Below are 20,611 nucleotides of genomic sequence, written 5' to 3'. Positions count from 1 at the left end.
TATGGCAGTACTAGTTGTCGGTGGGGCCGGCTATATCGGCTCCCATGCGGTCTATCAGTTGATTGATGCTGGAAAAGACGTCGTCGTCATTGATCATTTACAGGCAGGTCACAAAAAGGCGGTCCATCCGCAAGCCCGTTTATACGAAGGAGATATTCGCGACCGGTCGTTCCTTGACCGTGTCTTTACAAAAGAGACGATTGAACAAGTCGTTCATTTCGCTGCCTTTTCGTTGGTCGGGGAGTCGATGGAACAACCATTAAAATACTTCAACAATAACGTCTACGGAACGGAAGTCTTACTCGAGGCAATGGTCGCACATGATATCAAACAAATCGTCTTCTCTTCGACGGCTGCGACATACGGTGAGCAAGAAACGATGCCGATTCTCGAGACGGCAATGACGAACCCGACGAATACGTACGGTGAAACGAAATTGATGATGGAGAAGATGATGAAATGGTGCGAACAAGCACATGGTCTTCGTTATGTGGCGTTACGTTACTTCAACGTCGCTGGAGCACGCGCGACAGGAGAAGTCGGAGAGGACCATACACCAGAGACACACCTTGTTCCACTTGTCCTTGAAGTCGCAAACAATCAGCGGTCTGTCATCTCGATTTATGGAGATGACTACGCGACGCCAGACGGGACATGCATCCGGGATTACATTCATGTCGAAGATTTGATTGATGCCCATATTCTCGCACTCGATTACTTACAACAAGGACACACGAGTGATGTCTTTAACCTCGGTTCGAGCAACGGATTTTCCGTCCGCGAAATCATCGAGGCGGCGCGCCGGGTGACGGGGCACCCGATTCCGGAACAAGTCGTCGCAAGACGTGCCGGTGATCCGAGTACGTTAATCGCAGGATCAGAAAAAGCAAAACGTGTTCTCGACTGGTCACCGCGTCGGACGGACATCGACCAAATCATCCGTGATGCCTGGAACTGGCACGAACGCCGTCCGAACGGCTATCAGACAACATAAGAGAGAGAATGGATTGAGGAGAGTGAAGGCGATGAATGAACACATCAAACGATTGATTGAGCAAGCGATTGCTGAACATCTGATTGACGCAGAAGATGAAATCTATGCGCGTAATCGAATTCTTGCGCTTGTCGGTCAGGCGGATTATACCGATCCAGGGACTGTTACAGCGGAACCGATTCCAGACATCCTCGAGGCGCTGGTGGAAGAAATGATTGCGTCCGGACGGCTTGCAGCACGACTCGATGAAAAAGAACGTTTCGCAGCTGAATTAATGGATGTGTTCGTCGATCGTCCTTCGACGATCACGACGACGTTCAATCAGCTCTACAAAGAAAATCCGGTGCACGCAACGGATTATTTCTATCAACTCAGTCAGGCGAGCAATTATATCCAGACGAAACGGATTGCGAAAAACATCCAGTACAAGGCAGCGACGGTTTACGGGGAAATTGATATTACAATCAACTTATCGAAACCGGAAAAAGATCCACGCGAAATTGCGGCAGCCCGGACAGAACCTGTTGCAGCATCGACCTATCCAACGTGTTTGCTTTGTGTCGAGAACGTCGGTTATGCCGGACGCAGCAATCATCCGGCTCGGGCGAACCACCGGATCGTTCCGTTGACACTCCAAGGTGAGGATTGGGCATTGCAGTATTCGCCATACGTTTACTACAACGAACATAGCATCATTTTGTCGCAGGCGCATCGCGATATGGTAATCAACCGCGACGCCTTTGAACGATTACTGGAGTTCGTCGATCAATTCCCGCATTATTTTGCAGGGTCAAATGCTGATTTACCAATCGTCGGCGGTTCGATTTTGACGCACGATCATTACCAAGGCGGGCGTTATGAGTTCGCGATGGACCGAGCAACGATCCAAAGCCGGTTCGACTTGCCGCAACAACCGGATGTCAGTGGGCAAACGTTACACTGGCCGCTCAGCGTTATCCGCTTGAGTAGCCCTGATCGTCACCAGTTACTCGCTGCTGCCGATGATGTGTATACAGCCTGGTTGACGTATAGTGACGCGGAGCAGGAAATCATTGCGATGACAGACGGCGTCCGGCATAACACGGTGACACCGATTGCCCGGATGCGAAACGGCGTCTATGAACTCGATCTTGTCTTACGAAACAACCGGACCTCTGTCGAACATCCGGATGGCATTTTCCATACGCACGCGGACATCCACCACATCAAACGTGAAAACATCGGCTTGATTGAAGTGATGGGACTTGCGGTCTTACCAGCCCGGTTGCTTGAAGAACTAAAGCAGGTCGAACAGTTCATCGTCGGTGAAACGACGGACGTCTTGCCGGTACACCGGACTTGGGCAGAATCGTTGAAGCAACAGTACACCGGTCAACCGGTCACAGCTTACGTCGAACAAGCGGTGGCCGAAAAATTCGTCCGTGGACTCGAAGACTGCGGTGTCTTCAAACAGACGGAGGCAGGGCAGGCGGGACTTAACCGGTTCCTGCAGACGGTGACACATCAAGTGACAGGTGACCGGCGATGACGTACGAGACACATCAAACAGAAGACGCGCGACTCGTTCGGCACCGCTTGATGCAACCGGACATGGAAGTCGAGATATGGAATTACGGTGGCATCATCAATGACGTCCGGGTCAAAGATCGCTCGGGCAAGATGGAGAGTGTGGTGCTCGGCTTCGATACACTGGCCGCGTACAAAGAACATTCGCCGTATTTCGGAGCAATCGTCGGCCGGGTCGCCGGACGGATTGGGCAAGCCCGCTTTTCAATTGCTGAACAAACCTATCACCTTGCGGCAAATGACGGAACGAATCACTTACATGGCGGCACGCACGGCTTCGATCAAGTCTTCTTTGATGTCATCGAAGCAACGGAACAGCTGTTGCACTTACGGACGCTCAGTCCGGATGGTTGCGAAGGGTATCCCGGGGACGTGACGGTGGATGTCATCTACCGGCTAAACGGTACAGCATTGACGTTGTCGATTGAAGCAACGACGGATCAGACGACACCATTGAACGTGACGAATCATACGTACTGGAACCTGTCCGGGAACTTACAACGCGATATTCTGGATCATCAGTTGACGTTACCGAGTTCGACCTATCTACCGCTCGGATCCGATCTGCTACCGACGGGTGAATTCCGTGCGGTCGACGGAACGGTCCTTGATTTCCGGACAGGGCGGTCGATTCGCAGTGGCGCTGAATCGGAAAGTGAGGAGACGGTCAATGCCGGGAACGGTTATGATCATCCGTTCGTCTTAGACGAAGGGAGAGCGCAACTCATGGATCCGGTATCAGGACGAACGTTACAGATGACGACGAATCAGCCGGTCGTCGTCTTATATACGGGAACACAACTTTTGACCGACTATACGGTTCGCGGTGTCCCGTCCCGTCCGTCACTTGGTCTTTGCCTTGAGGCACAAGTTCATCCGAATGCTGTCAATGAATCCCGTTTTCCATCGATTCTCATCGAACAGGGTGCGACGTACCAGTGGGAGACGACATATCGGTTTGGGATCAATAATGTAAACTGATATCGGAGGGGTGACGTCCCTCGTTTGAGTCATCCGCTGTTCATCTTTATATTCTTTTGATGAAGAACATGCTGAAGCAGGTGTCATCCGTTGATTCTCATGCGAGACGGAGACTCCTGCGGGAACAGCGGAATAGGTGAGACCCCCGAGGAACGTAAGTGACAAGGAGGCTCGCCTTCCGCCCGTGGAAAGCGAAGTCTCGCATGAGAATCAACAACCGCTTGATCGTTGACCTTTAGCTTGTCTCCATTTCATTTTGTGTTAATCTCGATGACTCATGCCTCAACCGAGAAAAACATATGAACAAAAGGCTGATTGTTCATCAACCACGACGTAATGAACGCCGTGTCTACGTGAAAACCCGAGCGTTCCGTTTCTTGTTAGAAAACGGAGTCGCTCGGGTTTTCGATTACATCGTATTCGGACTGACTTCTTGCTCTAAGGCAAGCAAGCGGCGTTTCATGTTCAATCCACCCCAGTAGCCAATCAAATCACCGTTCTTGCCGACAATCCGGTGACAGGGGATGACTAACAGCAACCGGTTTTTCCCGATTGCCGTGCCGACTGCCCGGATGGCACGAGGGCGTGAGACGGCCGCTGCGATCTCGGAATACGTTGTAGTGTTTCCGTATGGAACAGCTTGCAATGCTTGCCAGACATCGAGCTGGAACGGTGTCCCGATCGGGTGAAGTGGCAATGTAAAGGCCGTCCGCTCTCCCTGCAAATAACCGAGCAGTTGCTCCCGGTACGGATTGATTCTTGAATCGTCAATTAAGACTTCAGCCCGTGGAAGATGCTTTCGTTTCCAGTCTTCAAAGAGTTCGGACGGTTCGTCAAACGCACCGACATAACAGAGACCGTCCGACGTCGCAGCAATCGGAAAGCAATGGTGTTCCCATTCAAGTTTCGTAAAGTAAAGTTCCATCGGGCATTGCTCCTTCAAAAACAAGTGGTGTGGTTACGTGTTCGAGAAGACAGCCTGTTGACGTGGTGGAAGATGGATTGCTTGTCCGACCAGTGCTTCGAGTGCTTCCGTCAAGGCTTCATTGCGACTCGGGTGTGCTTGGACCGGAAAACGTAAATCTTCTTGTTTCGCAGCCATTTCAAGGGCAAGCGCACATGTACCGGCGAGTTCAAGGGCACCGTCCCCAATCATATGAATGCCTAAAATCAGTGATGTCTTCGCGTCCGAGACGACTTTGATAAAACCGCTGGCCGCATCGATACTGCTCGCCCCGTTTGCCGTCAATGGAAACTGTCCGACTTGCACCGTGAACCCGCCTTCAGTGGCTGCTTGTTCCGTCAAGCCGATGGAAGCGATTGGCGGAAGTGAGCGGATGATTGTCGGGAAGTAAGGAATCGTCGTATCAGGTGAAGCGCCACCGAGATGTTCCGCCGTCCGTTTTGCTTCATGGATTGCCCGCGTCGCGAGTTGCGGACCAGGTGTTACGTCCCCAATCGCATAAATATGGGGGAAGTTTGTTCGACCAAGCGCATCTACGACTAGTGTTGCATCCTCGTTTAACGTCAGACCAAGCCGATCGACACCTAAATCAAGTGTATTGGCTACGCGTGGCAACGACTGGAAGAGGTAACTGGCCTGGACAGTTTTTTCTTGTTCAGCCTTGACGATTGTGACGTCGACGTGAGTATCTGTCGGTGTAATCGTCGTCACAGTGCCACTGACAAGTGTGATTTTTTGTTTTTTGAACGTCCGCTTCAATTCTTTTTCGAGACTTGTGTCGAACTCGAATCCGTCAGCAATCAACGTCACATCTGTCCCGAGTGCTTGAAAACTCATCGCTGCTTCAATCGCGATATAATCGTTCCCGATGATAATCAGACTGTCCGGTAACTCTTGTAATTGATACAGTTGTTCCGCGTTCAAGAGAACGGATGATTCTTCACGGATGCTGTGGCTGCCGGTTGCGATCACGACATCCTGAAAACGATACGTATCGAACTGATGTCCGTGTTCGACACCAATCCGGTCGTCTGAGAGGAAGGACGCAGACCCGGTCACGTATTCAATATCGTTAGCTTTACATAGCGCTTCGACGCCTTGGCGCAGCTTCGTCACGACTTGGTCACGGTAGCTTGCTAACTGGCCGAAATCATGTGTCGTTTCGATGGAAAAGCCGAGTGCCGTCAAGTGTGAGAGACGTGTCCGCTCCTGCGCAGCATGCGCCAATACTTTCGACGGGATACATCCGACGTTCAAGCATGTTCCACCGAGTCGTTCCCGTTCAATTAATGTGACGTTGCGTCCAAGCTGTTTCGCCCGAATCGCAGCTGTGTAACCAGCCGGTCCACCCCCGAGAATGAGGAGGTCACGCTCTTGTGTCAGTTCTCCTACGACCATTTAAATCAACTCCATTAATAAAGTAGTCGGTTGTTCAATCAGACCGGCGAAGCGATTCGTAAAGGCGACGGCCGTCGCTCCGTCCGCGACACGGTGATCAAACGACATCGAGACGTTCATCATCGAGCGGACGACGATTTGATCGTTTTCATCGACGCAAGCCCGTTTTTTTGTTTTATGAAAAGCGATCAGGGCGGTCTCCGGATAGTTGATGATGGGCGTCGCACCGGTACTACCGAGCGGTCCGACATTACTCATCGTAAACGTGCTCGCTTTTAAGTCGCCCGCCCGCAACTCGTTTGTTTTCGCCCGTGTGTGCAGTCCGGCGAGTTGTTCATGTAGCAGGCGGAGTGAGAGCTGGTCGGCTTGACGGACGACAGGGACGATTAAGCCGTCTTCCGTTTCCGTCGCGATGCCGATATGGTACTCCTGCTCTAAAATGATTTGATCATTGGCTTCATCCAGTTTGGCATTGAAGACCGGGAAGTCTTTTAAGGCAACGACAAGTGCCTTGACGAAGAAGGCGTTGACACTGATCGGTGTCCCGTTCGCTTTTAGTTCTGCCCGCAGCGCGAGGAGACGAGTCATGTCGATTTCTTCAAAGTGCGTGACATGAGGAATCGTAAAGAGCGATTGCGTCATCTTCTTCGCAATCTGTTTGCGGATCCCGCGAAACGGTAACGTCGTCGGAGTAGCTGGCGGTGTGACCGCTTCAGGAGCCGTGACGGCTTCAGGCCGGACAGGTGACGCGGATTCTCGACTTGTGACGAACTGCAGAACATCCTCTTCCGAAACGCGTCCGGATGGGTCCGATGCGGGTACTTGTTCGATATCAATTCCGTGATCGCGAGCGATTTTTCGTGTGTACGGTGTCGCGAGGACACGGCGCGTCTGTATGGCAAGCGGTGTTCGCGCGTTCACGACAGGACGCGATGGCTCGGTGACGGTTTCACGTGTTGCCGCTTCCTCGTCACCGGATTCAATCAGGAGGAGTGTCGTTCCGACAGTGACGGTCTGGCCGACCGGAATTAAGATGTCTTTGATGACGCCGGAAATCGGTGCCGGTAGTTCAGCGACCATTTTATCGGTCGACACTTCGACAACCGGTTGATCAAGCGTCACATGATCACCGATTTTGACGAGATAATGGGCGATTTCACCTTCCGTCATGCCTTCTCCGACATCATGTAGTTTCACTTCAGTCATAAACTCAGCTCCTTAGAAGTCGACCGTACGCGTAATCGCTTCAAGTACGCGGGCGGGTGTCGGAATATAGTGATCCTCTAGTGCGAACAACGGGACGGGAACATCAAATCCGGTCACGCGGGCAATCGGTGCCCGTAAGTAGAGGAAGGATGTGTCATTAATCAAAGCAATCAAGTCTGTCCCGAGACCGCCCATCGCGTGGGCCTCGTGGACGATGACGGCCCGTCCTGTTTTTTGGACGGAGGCGGCGATCGTCTCTTGATCGAGCGGATAAAGTGTCCGCAGGTCGAGCACTTCACAAGAGAGACCTTGTTTTTCTGCCTGTGCTGCTGCTTTTTGAGCGACTTGCACCATTCCACCCCAGGCAATCAACGTGACATCGGTCCCTTCCGAGACGATGTTCGCTTTACCGATTTCAATCGTATAGGCTTCATTTGGGACGGGTTCCTTGAAAGCGCGATAGCTCCGCATCGACTCGAGGAACAGAACGGGATCGGGGTCATCGATCGCAGCAAGTAACAGTCCTTTGGCATCGTAAGGCGTCGCAGGGCAGACGACCTTGAGTCCTGGCATCGAGGTGAATAAACTTTCCGTGCTGTCCGAATGAATTTCCGGGGCGCGGATTCCGGCACCATACGGCGCACGAATGACCATCGGTACGCTGTAGCGTCCCATCGTCCGCATCCGAATGCGCGAGACGTGGGTCATGATTTGTTCATAAGCCGGATAAATGAACCCGAGAAATTGAATTTCGACGATCGGTTTAAAGCCATTGACGGCAAGTCCAACCGAGGTCCCGACAATCCCCGCTTCACTGAGTGGGGTGTCGATGACACGGTCCTCGCCGAATTCGGCTTGCAGTCCGTCCGTTGCCCGGAAGACACCGCCGTTTTTCCCGACATCTTCGCCGAGGACAAGCGTCGTGTCGTCGGTCGCTAATTTAATGCGTAATGCATCCGTGACGGCTTGGATGAGCGTCATGTCGGTTTGCTGATTGATTGGTGTCGCCATGTTAGTTCCCCCTCGCAGTCAGGTAAGCGGTTTTTTGACGCGCGACGTCTGCTGGCAACGTCGCATAGGTATGATCGAACAGGTCATCGATTGCCGGTGGCTTGAAGGCTTCCATCGCTTTGACGGCCTCCTCGACCTCCGTTTGGTGACGTGTCCGGATTGCATCGATTTCCGTCTCGTCGTAAAACTCTTGCGTGCGCATGAACTGTTCGAGGCGTTCGAGCGGATCGACACGGTCGCGCGACTGTTCTTGATCGCGGTACTTCGACGGGTCATCCGCTGTCGTATGGGCACCGAACCGCCATGTGACGGCCTCGATCAATGTCGGTCCCTGACCGTTCCGTGCGCGGGCGACAGCTTCTTGCATCGTGAAGTAGACGGCAAAGGCATCGTTTCCATCAATCCGGACGCTCGGCATGCCGTAAGCGAGTGCTTTTTGGGCGATGGTCTCCGAGTGCATCTGCTTCTGGATCGGGACAGAAATCGCATAACCGTTATTTTGGTTGAACAGAATGACCGGTGCCTGGAAGACACTTGCGAAGTTCATCCCCTCATGGAAGTCACCTTCAGACGTCGCCCCGTCTCCGAAATAGGCAACGGAGACGGCGGACGTTCCTTTTCGTTTTTCCGCCCAAGCGGCACCGACCGCATGGGGGATTTGTGTGGCAATCGGAACGGCAGGGGGGAAGATATGCAAGTCATCCGTCGGGACACACCCCTCGACCCGTCCGTTCCAGTAAAGGAGTGTCCGGACCATATCGGCACCGAATGTCAATGTCGCCCCGTGATCACGGTACGTCGGGAAAATCCAGTCCGTCTCGTTTAACGCCAGGGCACTGCCGACTTGAGCCGCTTCCTGTCCTTCAAACGGGGCATAGGTTCCGAGTCGCCCTTGGCGTTGCAAGTTGATCGCTTTTCGGTCGAATGTCCGAATCCGGTTCATGTGCGTGAATAACTGTAACGCTAATTCTTTCGTCAAAGCGTCTCGTTTCGTCTCGTCGACGATGTGACCGGCATCGTCGATGATGCGTTGAATCGGGAATTGTGATTCCATCTCGTCCACCTCCATCAAGATTGATTGCGAATGTTCCACTTCGGTTTCGTTGTGTTCGTGAAGATATTATTGTGGCGGGCGCGGACGTGAATCCGTTTGTCACACATTCGGTTTGCGGCTTCGAGTGTCGTAATCGACTCGGCACGTGATTGTCCGAATACTTCCAGGACGGCATCGTAAATGTGACGTGTTTTCAGGAGGACCCGTTCATGATTGGCTCCGTACAGTTCATCTGCGACTTGAATCAGACCACCGCCATTGACGATGTAATCGGGAGCATAAAGGATGCCGCGCTGCATCAATTCTTCAGCGAGCGAATCGTCTGCGAGCTGATTGTTGGCTGAACCGCAGATTGCCTTACACGGAAGACTTGCGATGTTATCCGCACGGATGACACCGCCGTAGGCACAAGGGACGAAGACATCGGCATCCGTCAGGTGAATCTCGTGTGGGGCGACAACATGAACCGTTCCCGGTGTCATCTCGGCTTCTTTGACGATCGAGGCGAGTGCTGTTTCGTTAATGTCCGAGACATACAGATTGGCACCGGCATGTAAAAGTTGTTCTGCGACCTTATAACCGACTTTTCCGAGTCCTTGGACGGCGTAAGAGGCACGACTCAAGTCGTCCGATCCGAACAGGCTCTGAATCGTTGCACGTAATCCATTGACGACACCTTCAGCAGTCGGAATCGACGAATCACCACTCCCGCCAAAGGCTTCCGGGATGCCGACGATCCGTGAGGTTTCGCGACTCGCATGGACGAAGTCGTCCATCGTCGTCCCCATGTCCGTCCCCGTATAGAAACGTCCGCCTAACGAATCGACGAATCGACCGAAAGCACGAAACATTTCCGGCGTTTTGTCTGTTGCCGGATTACCGATGATGACAGCTTTCCCTCCGCCGAAATCAACGTCGGCAGCGGCGCATTTATAGGTCATGCCGCGCGACAGACGCAAGACATCGTCTAGTGCTTCATCGACGGTCGCATACGGTGCCATGCGACAACCGCCGAGTGCCGGACCAAGTGTCGTATCGTGAATCGCGATGATGGCTTGAAGTCCCGAAATCGGATCGTTACAAAAGACGACCTGCTCGTGTCCTGCGATTTTTTCCATGATTGATAAAGATGTATTTGTAGATGGATTGATCATGTTCATGTCAAAGCCTCCTTGGATTTCTAAGTAAGCGCTTTCATTTTTTAGTTTAAAAAACGTGTGTCGTCAACTTGTCCTCAATTAATCGTTTATCCAAAATGATTTGCGTGACTTCGCCGACGCCGATCAACCCGTGTTCGTTCGTGACATCGATTTTTGTCCGGACGCGGTTGTCCTGCAGTTCCGTCACCGTCGCTATGATGCTGACCTGTGATCCGAGTGGTGCCATATTCAGATGTTTTACGTTGACTGCTCCCCCGACGCCTTCTTCTGACGATTCCAGATAAGGGAGGATGATTTTGCGGGCGGCCCACTCCATATGATAAACCATCGACACAGTGGAGTAGGCGGGATGGACGACGGTTCCTTCAAACTGTGCGAACATCTCTTCCGTGACGGTCGTTTCGACGCGTGCCGTCTGACCAAGGGCTAAACCAGGTTTCATAGAATCCTCCTCTATCTTCAAAACATATCTGTTTCTCTCCAAGTGGTCTTACCAAAAATAGTATAACACTTGTCACACGATATTTTATCAATCAGTTACAAAATGAGCAAACCATTTCAGAAATTTTTTCCAAACAGTAGTATGTTATGCCGTTTTATGATGGTGAAAAGACCTTAAATCCGAAAAATGACGAAGATCCGATTGGGTGACGAAAGATATGGGAGCTTTTAACAAAATGAATCATTGACAACATTGTGAACGTATCGTAGGTTTAACGTATAACTAAATTTAAACGAGCGTATTTTTATTGTGTTAAATGAATGAGGAGGTGCGCTATGTTTTATGATGAGGCACTTGAGACGATGACGCATGAAACACGACAACAACTGCAACTCAATCGTTTACGTGAAACGGTCCGGTATGCGATGGAACGTGTGCCGTTTTACCGGAAACGTTTTGAGGAAGCCGGGCTTGATGCTGTTGCCTTTGATCAGCTAGAAGATATTCAAAAACTTCCGTTCACCCGAAAAAGTGATTTACGTGAGAACTATCCGTTCGGGCTGTTTGCCGTCAAACAAGAAGAGGTTGCGCGCATTCACGCCTCGTCCGGAACGAGCGGCAAAGCGACGGTCGTCGGGTACACGCAGGAAGATTTGGACGACTGGGCAGGTGCCGTCGCACGTGGCCTCGTCATGGCAGGTGCAAAACGGACGGATTTGTTGCATAACGCGTATGGTTATGGACTATTCACGGGTGGTCTCGGTTTACATGCCGGAGCAGAAAAACTCGGGATGACGGTCGTCCCCGTATCAGGCGGGAATACGGATCGGCAAATCACATTGATCGAAGACTTCAAACCGGCAGGGATTTGCGGGACACCTTCTTATGTGCTGCGCCTTGCAGAACGGATGGAAGAGCGGGGCATCAATCCCCGGGCAACGGGCTTACGTTATGGAATTTTCGGAGCTGAACCGTGGTCGGAAGAAATGCGTCGGACGCTCGAAGAAAAATTGAATATTACTGCACTTGATATTTACGGACTGAGCGAAATCATGGGTCCGGGCGTCGCAATCGAATGTCCAGCGCAACAGGGATTACACATCATGGATGACTTGTTCATCACGGAAGTCATTGATCCCAGCACGGGGGAACCGTTACCAGAAGGGATGGTCGGGGAACTCGTTTTTACAAGTTTAAAAAAGAAAGCGCTTCCAATTATCCGCTACCGGACGGGGGACCTCGCTTCGATTACACGTGAAACATGCGCTTGCGGTCGAACGACGACCCGGATGTCCCGGATTACAGGACGAACGGATGACATGATGATCATCCGCGGTGTCAACGTCTTCCCGTCGGAGATTGAACGTGTCCTATTGAAACAAGATGGTGTCACACCACATTATCAAATTCATCTCGTCAAACGACATGGACTTGATGCGATCGAGCTGCACGTCGAGCTCGAAGAACAGACGCAGCAGGAAGCAGTCATGCGAACCGTCTGTGAAGCCATCAAATCAGAATGCCTGATTTCGATTGAAATGATCTGTCACCCGCGGTATGGCGTCACCCGTTCAGAAGGAAAAGCAGAGCGGATTGTCGATCGTCGGACCGAAACGTCGGATAAAGAACCTGTTTAAGACAAGAGGAGGAACTCAACATGTACGATGCAACACACTTGTTCGAACCGGAAGTCATGACGGAAGATGAAAAGCTCGCCCGGTTCACGGAACGAATCGAGAACGGTGAAAAGATTGAAGCCGATGACTGGATGCCTGCGTTTTACCGCGATACGTTAATCAAATTGATTTCGATGCACGGAATCAGCGAAATTATGGGCGCCTTACCAGAGAAGGAATGGGTCCCAAAAGCCCCGTCCCTCCGGCGAAAACTTGGGATCATGGCGAAAGTCCAGGATGAAATGGGGCACGGACAACTGTTGCTCCGCGTCGTCGAGGATTTGATGAAACCGTACGGGAAAACGCGCGGTGATTTGATGGATGACCTGTTTACGGGACGTCTGAAGTTTCACAACGTCTTCCACATGCCGACCCGTACGTGGGCAGATGCCGGAACGATCGGTTGGCTCGTTGATGGTGCAGCAATCATCACCCAGACGAACATGTTAGGGGCGTCATACGGTCCGTATGCCCGTGCCTTACAACGAATTTGTGCGGAAGAAGTGTTCCATGCGCAGCATGGTGAATCAATCATCATGGCACTTGCTGAAGGAACACCCGAACAAAAAGCGATGATTCAGGAATCACTGGATGAATGGTGGGAGTCGCTCTTGATGTTCTTCGGTCCGGCGACAAAAGAAACGACCGGAACATCGAAACAAGACATCACGATTGCCTATAAGATTCGGACGAAGACAAACGAAGAACTCCGCCAAAATTTCTTTACGAAGTATGTCCCGCGGATTCAATCGCTTGGACTGGTCATTCCGGATCCAACGCTCCGTTTTGACGAAGAATCGGGACAATGGATTTATGCCCAGCCCGATTGGTCGGAGTTTAAGAAAATCATTCAAGGCGGAGGACCGCGTTCGAAGGAGCGTCTCGCCTTACGCCGGACGTCTTATCAAAATAACGCGTGGGTCCGTGAAGCGTTGACCAAGACGATGGCATGAAGGAGGGGAACGACATGACGGAAACATTTTATCAGGAGTTCGAAGTGTTTAGTAAACGGACGCCGAACGCCGCGTTCACGCATCAATTCAGCTTGCTTGCACCAAACAAGGAAATGGCGTTACTGATGGCGCAAGAAAACTTCATGCGCCGCGAACCGGTCGTCGACATTTGGGTCGTCAAACGGACGGACGTCCGCGGCCTGACTCCGGACGAAAAGCAGATGTTGACGCGACTCGATAACAAGGATTACCGGACGACGAAAGGGTACGGCTACTTGAAGAAAAAGTGGCGCCATTATGAACAGCAGATGCTCGACGAAAAAGAAATCATGTCTTGGCAGGGAGGCGACTCGAAATGACGGAGCAAGAACGGACAGCGCTCGCAGCGTTACTGTATCAGTTAGCGGATGACGATTTTCTTTATGCGTTCCGCGGCTCGGAATGGCTTGGTCTGGCACCGCATATCGAAGAAGATGTTGCGTCCTCATCCATTGCCCAGGATTCGATGGGACACGCGGCGATGTATTATCAGTTGCTCGAAGAGTTAGGGGAGGGGAAGGCGGACGCATTGGCACACGTCCGGCTGGCGCATGAACGGAAAAATTCGATTCTCGTCGAACGGGTCAACGGTCCCGGATACTACATGGAGACACCGGAATATGACTGGGCGTATGCCGTCGTCCGGAACTACTGTTACACGCTGGCGAAAAAAATCCGCATCGATGCTTTAAAAAACAGCAGCTATGCCCCACTCGCGGCAGCCGCTGTCAAAATCAATATGGAATTGTACTATCACCTGCTCCACTGGCAAACGTGGTTCACGCAACTTTATCAAGCGACTCCGACGGCACGTCAAAAGATGGATGCGGCACTCGAACAAGTGCTGGCGGACTTCGGCGACATGTTTGATTACGGGGAGCACGGTGACGTGATTGAAGAGATGCGATTGATTGAAGGGCAAGGCATCTTACTTGATCGGTGGTATCAGACATTGACGCCGACGCTCGTCGAGTTGGATGTCACGTTACCGGAGATGCGGATGTCAGCCAATGGTCGCAACGGTGAACATTCGGCTGACTTGAACGATGCCTTGTCGACGCTCGGAGAAGTCTACTTGATTGACCAGTCCGCCGTATGGTGAGGAGGGATGCGTCATGACGACGCTTGCGTTACAACAAGAAATCCAGGCCGCGCTCGATACCGTCAAGGATCCGGAAATCGATGCCGTCAGCATTCTTGATCTCGGTATGTTCGACAAGATGGAGTTGACGGAATCTGCGACCGGTTACGCGATTCGGGTGACGTTGCTTCCGACATTCCTCGGATGTCCGGCACTCGACATCATCAAAAAAAATACGATTGCAGCACTCGAGCAAATTACGGCGTTACAAACAATCGACGTCGTCTTCATCTTTGACCCGCCGTGGACGTCGGACCGGATCACTGAGCAGGGCATCGAGGGACTGAAGTCATTCGGGATTGCACCACCACGCGTCGTCGATGGATCTTGGGAAATTGATTGTCCGTACTGTGGTTCGACGTTCGTATCGATCGAAAACCTCTTTGGTCCGACGGCATGTCGCAGCATTCTGTACTGTAAAACGTGTAAAAATCCATTCGAGGCGATGAAACCCGTCTCTACTCTCATGTGAAGGAAGGTAATTGATATGGTAAAACTAATCGCGCTTTATAAACACCCGGAGAACAAGGAACAGTTTGACGAGCACTACTTCAATGTTCATGGTCCGATCACGGCTAAAATTCCCGGCTTACAAGAGATGACCGTGACGAAAATCGTTGGTTCACCGATGGGTGGCGAAGGAAAATATTATTTGATGTGTGAAATGGTCTACGAAAGTCACGAGACAATGCAGGCCGGTATGCGTTCACTTGAAGGGAAAGCATCCGGGAAGGACTTGATGAGCTTCGCTGGGGATCTCGTCACATTGATGATTGGTGAAGAAGTCCATGCCGATGCAACAGTACGTTAAAACAGCGATTGATGGAGCGGTCGGACGCATCACTCTCAATCGGCCGGAGCGGTACAACGCCCTCAACCGGGCGATGATTCGTGAAATCGTTGAAGCGATGGAGCAGTTCGACCGCGACGAAACGATTGGTGCCATCGTATTGAGTGGCGCCGGAAAATCATTTTCTGCCGGAGCAGACATCGACGAGATGGTAGAGGCAACACCGATTTCGATGGAGCTCCTGGACCCGTTCGCCGATTGGGACCGCATCAGTCGGCTGAAGAAACCGCTGCTCGCTGCCGTTCACGGCTATGTCCTGGGTGGCGGGTTTGAACTGGCACTTGCTTGCGATTTGATTTATGCAACAGATACGACACGGTTCGGTTTCCCGGAAGTCAATCTTGGTGTCATGCCGGGAGCAGGCGGAACACAGCGACTGACGAAACGGATCGGCCGGACACGTGCCCTCGAATGGTTATGGACGGGGGAGCAGATGACAGCAGATCAAGCGGAGCGTTTTGGGCTCGTCAACCGACTCGTCGAAGCCGACCGACTCGAAGCGACGGTATTGACCGTTGCCCACCGGATTGCGGCGCAACCGAAGATGTCGGTCCGCCTGATTAAGGATGCCGTCGATAAAGCCGGCGACTTGTCGATTCAGGACGGAATGGAACACGAGCGGAGAAATTTCTACTTGTTATTTGCGACAGACGATCAAACGGAAGGCATGCAAGCCTTTCTCGAAAAACGTCAACCTACATTCAAAGGAAACTAAAAGGGAGTGGATGTCATGTCAACGGTACACGAAAAAACAATCGAAATGAAACGGTCGGTCTACCACCTCGTCATCAATGGGGAGCAAGTCGAAGGCACGACAGGCGAGACGTTTAAGACCTATAACCCGGCGACCGGAGAAGTCCTGGCAGAAGTGGCGAAAGCGTCCAAAGAAGATGCTGACCGTGCCGTCAAAGCAGCACGTGAGGCGTTTGACCATGGCAAATGGAAGATGTGGCCAGTTGGTCGTCGTGCGCAAATCCTGAACAAAATCGCAAGCATCATGCGGTCGCGCTTCAATGAAATCGTGGAACTCGAGATTCTCGATACCGGGAAATCGTTAGCGGCTGCGCAAGGACAAGTCACGCAGGCAATCGAAGACTTCGAATTTTATGCCGGGGCGATCGTCGGTCACCGCGGTGTCGTCAATAACGTGCCGGGACAATTCCACAACTACACAGAAAAAGAAGCAGTCGGTGTTTGTGCCCAAATTATTCCATGGAACTATCCGTTGATGATGGCTGCCTGGAAAGTCGCACCAGCGATCGCGGTCGGTTGTTCCGTCGTCGTCAAACCGGCAACGCTGACGCCGCTGACTGCCATCATTCTCGGAGAAATTTGTCTGGAAGCCGGTGTCCCGGCAGGCGTCGTTAACGTCATTCCGGGATCAGGACGCGAAATCGGAAACCATCTCGTCGAGCATCCGCACGTCGATAAAGTAGCCTTCACCGGTTCAACACCGGTCGGGAAAGACATCATGGGTCGGGCATCCGAGACACTGAAGCGTGTCACGCTCGAGCTCGGCGGCAAGTCACCGAACATCGTCTTTGAAGATGCGGATATCACGGCTGCTGTCGACGGCTCATTGTTCGGCATCTTCTATAACAGCGGTCAATCGTGTGAGGCACGGTCACGTCTTTACGTCCATGAAGACATCTACGAAACATTCATGGAACAATTCGTCGCGAAGACAAAGCAACTTGTCCTCGGGAACCCGTTCGATAAAGGGACACACATCGGGGCGATCATTGATCAACAGCAACTCGATGTCATCGACGGGTACGTCCAATCGGCAAAAGCGGACGGGGCCACGATCCTTGCGGGCGGTCAAGTCGAACAGGTCGAAGGATTCGAAAAAGGTTTCTGGTATGCACCGACGATCATCACGGACGTCACGCAGGACATGAAGGCAGTCCAGGAAGAAATCTTCGGACCGGTCGTCGTCGTTATGCCATTCAAAGATGAAAAAGAAGCAGTCCGTCTCGCGAACGATACGGAATTTGGTCTCGGTTCAGCGGTCTGGACGAAGGACGGGGCGCGGGCGACACGAGTCGCGAACCAAATCAAAGCCGGGATCGTCATGGTTAACTGTCCGTTCTCCGCGTTCCCGGGTACGCCGTTCGGTGGCTACAAACAATCCGGTTTCGGTCGTGAACTCTGTATCGAAACGCTTGATTTATATACGGAAACGAAAAGTATCTTATCGTATTACGGAAGCCGTCCGCTTAATCCGTTCGGACTGTAAACACCAACGTGCGGACGCGAGTCCGCACATTTTTTTATAAGGAGGAATTCAGATGATTAATCAGATTGTCGTTGTTGGATCAGGCGTCATGGGGCGCGGAATCGCCTACGTCGCAGCCGCAAAAGGATTCGAAGTCACACTCGTCGATATCGAAACTGCCTTGCTCACTTCTGCCAAACAGGAGTTGGAACGGATTGCCGAAAAAGGAATCGTCCGCGGGAAGATGTCGGCGGATGAAGTCGAACAACTGTTTTTGCACCTTCGTTTTTCGACAGACTTAACAGCGGCCGCAGCACACGCCGATCTCGTGATTGAAGCCGTCCCGGAACGGCTCGAGATTAAACAGTCCGTCTTCCGGACGATTGAAGCCGCAGCGCGGCCGGCGTGTTTTTTCGCGACGAACACGTCGACGATGAGTCCGACAGAAATCGCCTCGTTCACGATGCGACCGGACCGTGTCATGGCGATGCATTTCTTTAATCCGGTTCATCTGATGCCGCTCGTCGAACTCGTCCGTGGACTTGAGACGTCGGATGAGACCGTGACGGCACTGACGGACGTCGCCGAACGGATGGGGAAAGAAACGGTCGTCATTCAGGAATTCCCGGGGTTCGTCACGTCACGGATCAGTGCGCTCGTTGGTAACGAAGCCTTCTACATGCTGCAAGAAGGACTTGGAACGCCGGAAGAAATCGATAAGGCAATCAAGCTTGGGTTGAATTATCCGATGGGACCGTTCGAACTGGGAGACTTAGTCGGACTCGATACGCGCCTGCATAATTTACGTTACTTACATGAGAAGCTCGGAGAAAAATACCGTCCGGCTCCATTGCTCGAGCAATACGTCAAAGCGGGACGACTCGGTCGTAAGACGGGACGCGGAGTATATGACTATGCGAAAAGCGGGGTGAAGGCACCATGAGGCGTGTCGCGATCATCGACGCCGTCCGGACACCGATCGGACGGTACAATGGGGCGTTAAAAGACGTCCGGCCGGATGACTTAGGAGCGGTCGTCATCGAAGCCTTACTCGCCCGTAATACACAAGTTGCCCCTGAAACAATCGAAGAAGTCATTTTCGGCAACGCGAACCAAGCGGGCGAAGACAATCGGAATGTCGCCCGGATGTCGGGCTTACTTGCCGGTTTACCGGTCAGCGTCGCCGGAACGACGATGAATCGGCTATGCGGTTCCGGACTTGATGCTGTCATCGCAGCCGCACGGGCGATTGCCTTAGGCGAAGGCGACGTCTATATCGCCGGCGGGACGGAAAGTATGACGCGTGCTCCATTCGTGATGGGGAAACCGGATGCGGCGTTCCCGCGTGGCAATCAAACGTTATACGATACGACAATCGGCTGGCGGTTCGTCAATGAACGGCTGGCCGAACAATACGGAACCGATTCGATGCCGGAAACGGCGGAGAATGTCGCGTCGCGTTATGGAATCAGCCGGGACGCCCAGGACGACTTCGCGTATACAAGCCAGTTCCGGGCAAAACAGGCGATCGATAGTCAACGTTTTGCGGACGAAATCGTTCCTGTTCGTTACGCAAACAAACGGGGAGCGATGCTTGAGGTCAGTCAAGATGAACACCCGCGCCCAGAGACGACGCGCGAGAAGCTCGGCACATTGCGCCCGTTGTTTCCAAACGGAACGGTCACGGCGGGGAATGCGTCAGGTGTCAATGATGGTGCATCAGCCTTGCTGTTGATGAGTGAGGAACACGCACGCGAGCTTGGACTGACGCCGCTCGGGTTTTACCGGGCAAGTGCGACGGCAGGTGTCGAACCTGCCATCATGGGGATTGGTCCGATTGACGCAACGAAAAAAGCGTTACGGCGCGCAGGACTGACGATCGAGCAACTCGACCTGGTTGAACTGAATGAAGCATTTGCGGCACAAAGTCTAGCCTGTATTGCCGAACTTGGTCTTGATGCAGACAAGGTCAATGTCAACGGAGGGGCGATCGCTTTCGGTCATCCACTCGGTGCAAGTGGTGCCCGGATTTTGACGACCTTGTTGCATGAAATGAAGCGGACGAACCGGACATACGGGCTGGCGACGATGTGTGTCGGGGTCGGACAAGGAATCGCCTTGATAGTCGAACGGGAGGGACTGACATGATTCATTTTGAACGAAGTGGACAACTTGCGCTGATTCGGATTGATCGTCCGGAACGGATGAATTGTTTTGATTATCCGACGCTGGTCGAGCTACAGGAACTTGTGGATGCCGTCAAAACGGACGAATCGGTCCGGGTCGTCGTATTTACCGGGACAGGGAAAGCATTTAGTGCCGGTGCTGACTTAAAAGAGCGGGTGACACTGAATGAAACAGAAGTCCGTCGGAATGTGCTGGCAATCCGTGAAGTCTTTGCGAGCATCGCGGCGTTGCCTCAACCGACGATTGCAGCAGTTAACGGTCACGCGCTTGGCGGGGGATTTGAGTGGATGCTTGCCTGCGATTTCCGGATCATCATCGACGGCGCGTTGGTCGGTCTGACGGAAACGAGCTTTGGTATCATCCCGGGAGCAGGTGGGACGCAACGCCTTCCGCGTCTGATTGGGGAGACACGGGCGAAAGAACTGATCTTTACGGCGAAGAAAATTGATGCCGAGACGGCAGAACGATACGGGCTCGTCTCGCAAGTCGTCGCGACAAAGGATGCGTTGTTACCGGCTTGCTTTGAACTGGCAGCAGCGATGCTCCGCAATGGGCCGATTGCCATTCGTCAGGCGAAACAAGCGATCGACGGCGGAATGGATGTGTCGCTCGCTGACGGCTTACGACTTGAAACGGAAGCCTATGAGGCAGTCATACCGACCGAGGACCGGCTTGAAGCACTCCGCGCCTTTGCTGAGAAGCGAACACCGCAGTTTCAAGGGAGATGAGGATGGTCGCCACCTGAAATAACACGTATACTAACGGTACACA

21 protein-coding genes are annotated in these 20,611 nt (G+C 52.5%); 14 read left to right on the top strand and 7 right to left on the bottom strand.

All coding sequences use genetic code 11. The features are described 5' to 3' along the window. Position 1: 1 nt before the first annotated feature. Genes galE through KNP94_RS11465 form a run of 3 tightly spaced genes read left to right on the top strand, consistent with a single transcriptional unit; the run spans position 2 to position 3,541 of the window. On the top strand, positions 2-994 hold the full coding sequence (gene galE, locus KNP94_RS11475) for a UDP-glucose 4-epimerase GalE (RefSeq protein ID WP_088836201.1): 993 nt from the start codon (positions 2-4) through the stop codon (positions 992-994). 31 nt (positions 995-1,025) lie between these two features. Beyond that, positions 1,026-2,522, top strand: a complete 1,497-nt coding sequence (galT, locus tag KNP94_RS11470) for a UDP-glucose--hexose-1-phosphate uridylyltransferase (protein WP_214803373.1) — start codon at positions 1,026-1,028, stop codon at positions 2,520-2,522. Further along, positions 2,519-3,541: an aldose epimerase family protein gene (locus KNP94_RS11465; RefSeq protein WP_215115678.1), complete on the top strand. Its 1,023-nt coding sequence runs from the start codon at positions 2,519-2,521 to the stop codon at positions 3,539-3,541. Before galT ends, KNP94_RS11465 begins: the two co-directional genes overlap by 4 nt. A gap of 409 nt (positions 3,542-3,950) precedes the next feature. Here KNP94_RS11465 and KNP94_RS11460 read toward each other — a convergent pair whose 3' ends face one another. The 7 genes from KNP94_RS11460 to KNP94_RS11430 are packed head-to-tail and all read right to left on the bottom strand — an operon-like array spanning position 3,951 to position 10,776. Continuing rightward, a complete protein-coding gene (locus tag KNP94_RS11460) occupies positions 3,951-4,466 on the bottom strand; it encodes a methylated-DNA--[protein]-cysteine S-methyltransferase (RefSeq protein ID WP_214770443.1) in 516 nt (171 codons plus the stop codon). 33 nt (positions 4,467-4,499) lie between these two features. Further along, positions 4,500-5,903, bottom strand: coding sequence for a dihydrolipoyl dehydrogenase family protein (locus tag KNP94_RS11455; protein ID WP_214770446.1), 1,404 nt, complete (start codon positions 5,901-5,903; stop codon positions 4,500-4,502). Beyond that, complete coding sequence (locus KNP94_RS11450; RefSeq protein WP_215115677.1) at positions 5,904-7,109, bottom strand: dihydrolipoamide acetyltransferase family protein; 1,206 nt, start codon at positions 7,107-7,109, stop codon at positions 5,904-5,906. A gap of 12 nt (positions 7,110-7,121) precedes the next feature. Beyond that, positions 7,122-8,120, bottom strand: coding sequence for an alpha-ketoacid dehydrogenase subunit beta (locus KNP94_RS11445; RefSeq protein ID WP_215115676.1), 999 nt, complete (start codon positions 8,118-8,120; stop codon positions 7,122-7,124). A 1-nt stretch (position 8,121) separates the two neighbouring features. Next, complete coding sequence (gene pdhA, locus KNP94_RS11440) at positions 8,122-9,174, bottom strand: pyruvate dehydrogenase (acetyl-transferring) E1 component subunit alpha (protein WP_215115675.1); 1,053 nt, start codon at positions 9,172-9,174, stop codon at positions 8,122-8,124. 14 nt (positions 9,175-9,188) lie between these two features. Then, the gene (locus tag KNP94_RS11435) at positions 9,189-10,334 is read right to left on the bottom strand and encodes a Leu/Phe/Val dehydrogenase (RefSeq protein WP_215115674.1); all 1,146 of its coding nucleotides are present in this window, start codon (positions 10,332-10,334) and stop codon (positions 9,189-9,191) included. Positions 10,335-10,380: 46 nt separating this feature from the next. Continuing rightward, positions 10,381-10,776, bottom strand: a complete 396-nt coding sequence (locus KNP94_RS11430; protein WP_215115673.1) for a thioesterase family protein — start codon at positions 10,774-10,776, stop codon at positions 10,381-10,383. A gap of 335 nt (positions 10,777-11,111) precedes the next feature. On the opposite strand from KNP94_RS11430, the gene KNP94_RS11425 reads away from it, so the two are divergent. Genes KNP94_RS11425 through KNP94_RS11375 form a run of 11 tightly spaced genes read left to right on the top strand, consistent with a single transcriptional unit; the run spans position 11,112 to position 20,568 of the window. Next, positions 11,112-12,413 (top strand): phenylacetate--CoA ligase family protein, encoded by a 1,302-nt coding sequence (locus KNP94_RS11425; protein ID WP_215115672.1) that lies wholly within the window; start codon positions 11,112-11,114, stop codon positions 12,411-12,413. A gap of 20 nt (positions 12,414-12,433) precedes the next feature. Beyond that, positions 12,434-13,405, top strand: coding sequence for a 1,2-phenylacetyl-CoA epoxidase subunit PaaA (gene paaA / locus KNP94_RS11420; protein ID WP_214770465.1), 972 nt, complete (start codon positions 12,434-12,436; stop codon positions 13,403-13,405). A 14-nt stretch (positions 13,406-13,419) separates the two neighbouring features. Further along, positions 13,420-13,764, top strand: coding sequence for a 1,2-phenylacetyl-CoA epoxidase subunit PaaB (gene paaB / locus KNP94_RS11415; protein WP_029332538.1), 345 nt, complete (start codon positions 13,420-13,422; stop codon positions 13,762-13,764). Then, positions 13,761-14,546, top strand: coding sequence for a 1,2-phenylacetyl-CoA epoxidase subunit PaaC (gene paaC, locus KNP94_RS11410; protein ID WP_088836213.1), 786 nt, complete (start codon positions 13,761-13,763; stop codon positions 14,544-14,546). The genes paaB and paaC overlap by 4 nt, the downstream gene beginning before the upstream one ends. 13 nt (positions 14,547-14,559) lie before the next feature. Continuing rightward, entirely contained in the window at positions 14,560-15,057 is a 498-nt protein-coding gene (gene paaD / locus KNP94_RS11405) for a 1,2-phenylacetyl-CoA epoxidase subunit PaaD (RefSeq protein ID WP_088836214.1), read from the top strand. Between the two features lie 15 nt (positions 15,058-15,072). Next, positions 15,073-15,396 (top strand): EthD family reductase, encoded by a 324-nt coding sequence (locus tag KNP94_RS11400; RefSeq protein WP_029332541.1) that lies wholly within the window; start codon positions 15,073-15,075, stop codon positions 15,394-15,396. Further along, positions 15,374-16,150: an enoyl-CoA hydratase/isomerase family protein gene (locus KNP94_RS11395; protein ID WP_214770467.1), complete on the top strand. Its 777-nt coding sequence runs from the start codon at positions 15,374-15,376 to the stop codon at positions 16,148-16,150. The genes KNP94_RS11400 and KNP94_RS11395 overlap by 23 nt, the downstream gene beginning before the upstream one ends. Before the next feature lie 15 nt (positions 16,151-16,165). After that, positions 16,166-17,674: an aldehyde dehydrogenase family protein gene (locus KNP94_RS11390; protein ID WP_215115671.1), complete on the top strand. Its 1,509-nt coding sequence runs from the start codon at positions 16,166-16,168 to the stop codon at positions 17,672-17,674. 52 nt (positions 17,675-17,726) lie between these two features. Beyond that, positions 17,727-18,596 (top strand): 3-hydroxyacyl-CoA dehydrogenase, encoded by an 870-nt coding sequence (locus KNP94_RS11385; RefSeq protein ID WP_215115670.1) that lies wholly within the window; start codon positions 17,727-17,729, stop codon positions 18,594-18,596. Next, a complete protein-coding gene (locus KNP94_RS11380) occupies positions 18,593-19,801 on the top strand; it encodes an acetyl-CoA C-acyltransferase (protein WP_214767203.1) in 1,209 nt (402 codons plus the stop codon). The genes KNP94_RS11385 and KNP94_RS11380 overlap by 4 nt, the downstream gene beginning before the upstream one ends. Next, entirely contained in the window at positions 19,798-20,568 is a 771-nt protein-coding gene (locus tag KNP94_RS11375; protein WP_215115669.1) for an enoyl-CoA hydratase-related protein, read from the top strand. The genes KNP94_RS11380 and KNP94_RS11375 overlap by 4 nt, the downstream gene beginning before the upstream one ends. The last annotated feature ends 43 nt before the right edge of the window (positions 20,569-20,611 follow it).

This window comes from Exiguobacterium sp. s80 (genome assembly GCF_018618725.1).
GTDB classification, from domain to species: domain Bacteria; phylum Bacillota; class Bacilli; order Exiguobacteriales; family Exiguobacteriaceae; genus Exiguobacterium_A; species Exiguobacterium_A oxidotolerans.
This window is presented reverse-complemented; position numbering and strand designations above follow the sequence as displayed.

Coding starts and splice junctions, on each gene's coding strand:
- paaA (WP_214770465.1), top strand. CDS start 12,434: ATGTACGATGCAACACACTTGTTCGAACCGGAAGTCATGACGGAAGAT.
- paaD (WP_088836214.1), top strand. CDS start 14,560: ATGACGACGCTTGCGTTACAACAAGAAATCCAGGCCGCGCTCGATACC.
- KNP94_RS11450 (WP_215115677.1), bottom strand. CDS start 7,109: ATGACTGAAGTGAAACTACATGATGTCGGAGAAGGCATGACGGAAGGT.
- KNP94_RS11390 (WP_215115671.1), top strand. CDS start 16,166: ATGTCAACGGTACACGAAAAAACAATCGAAATGAAACGGTCGGTCTAC.
- KNP94_RS11375 (WP_215115669.1), top strand. CDS start 19,798: ATGATTCATTTTGAACGAAGTGGACAACTTGCGCTGATTCGGATTGAT.
- KNP94_RS11465 (WP_215115678.1), top strand. CDS start 2,519: ATGACGTACGAGACACATCAAACAGAAGACGCGCGACTCGTTCGGCAC.
- KNP94_RS11425 (WP_215115672.1), top strand. CDS start 11,112: ATGTTTTATGATGAGGCACTTGAGACGATGACGCATGAAACACGACAA.
- pdhA (WP_215115675.1), bottom strand. CDS start 9,174: ATGGAATCACAATTCCCGATTCAACGCATCATCGACGATGCCGGTCAC.
- KNP94_RS11445 (WP_215115676.1), bottom strand. CDS start 8,120: ATGGCGACACCAATCAATCAGCAAACCGACATGACGCTCATCCAAGCC.
- KNP94_RS11435 (WP_215115674.1), bottom strand. CDS start 10,334: ATGAACATGATCAATCCATCTACAAATACATCTTTATCAATCATGGAA.
- paaC (WP_088836213.1), top strand. CDS start 13,761: ATGACGGAGCAAGAACGGACAGCGCTCGCAGCGTTACTGTATCAGTTA.
- KNP94_RS11395 (WP_214770467.1), top strand. CDS start 15,374: ATGCCGATGCAACAGTACGTTAAAACAGCGATTGATGGAGCGGTCGGA.
- KNP94_RS11380 (WP_214767203.1), top strand. CDS start 18,593: ATGAGGCGTGTCGCGATCATCGACGCCGTCCGGACACCGATCGGACGG.
- KNP94_RS11385 (WP_215115670.1), top strand. CDS start 17,727: ATGATTAATCAGATTGTCGTTGTTGGATCAGGCGTCATGGGGCGCGGA.
- KNP94_RS11455 (WP_214770446.1), bottom strand. CDS start 5,903: ATGGTCGTAGGAGAACTGACACAAGAGCGTGACCTCCTCATTCTCGGG.
- galE (WP_088836201.1), top strand. CDS start 2: ATGGCAGTACTAGTTGTCGGTGGGGCCGGCTATATCGGCTCCCATGCG.
- KNP94_RS11430 (WP_215115673.1), bottom strand. CDS start 10,776: ATGAAACCTGGTTTAGCCCTTGGTCAGACGGCACGCGTCGAAACGACC.
- KNP94_RS11400 (WP_029332541.1), top strand. CDS start 15,073: ATGGTAAAACTAATCGCGCTTTATAAACACCCGGAGAACAAGGAACAG.
- KNP94_RS11460 (WP_214770443.1), bottom strand. CDS start 4,466: ATGGAACTTTACTTTACGAAACTTGAATGGGAACACCATTGCTTTCCG.
- paaB (WP_029332538.1), top strand. CDS start 13,420: ATGACGGAAACATTTTATCAGGAGTTCGAAGTGTTTAGTAAACGGACG.
- galT (WP_214803373.1), top strand. CDS start 1,026: ATGAATGAACACATCAAACGATTGATTGAGCAAGCGATTGCTGAACAT.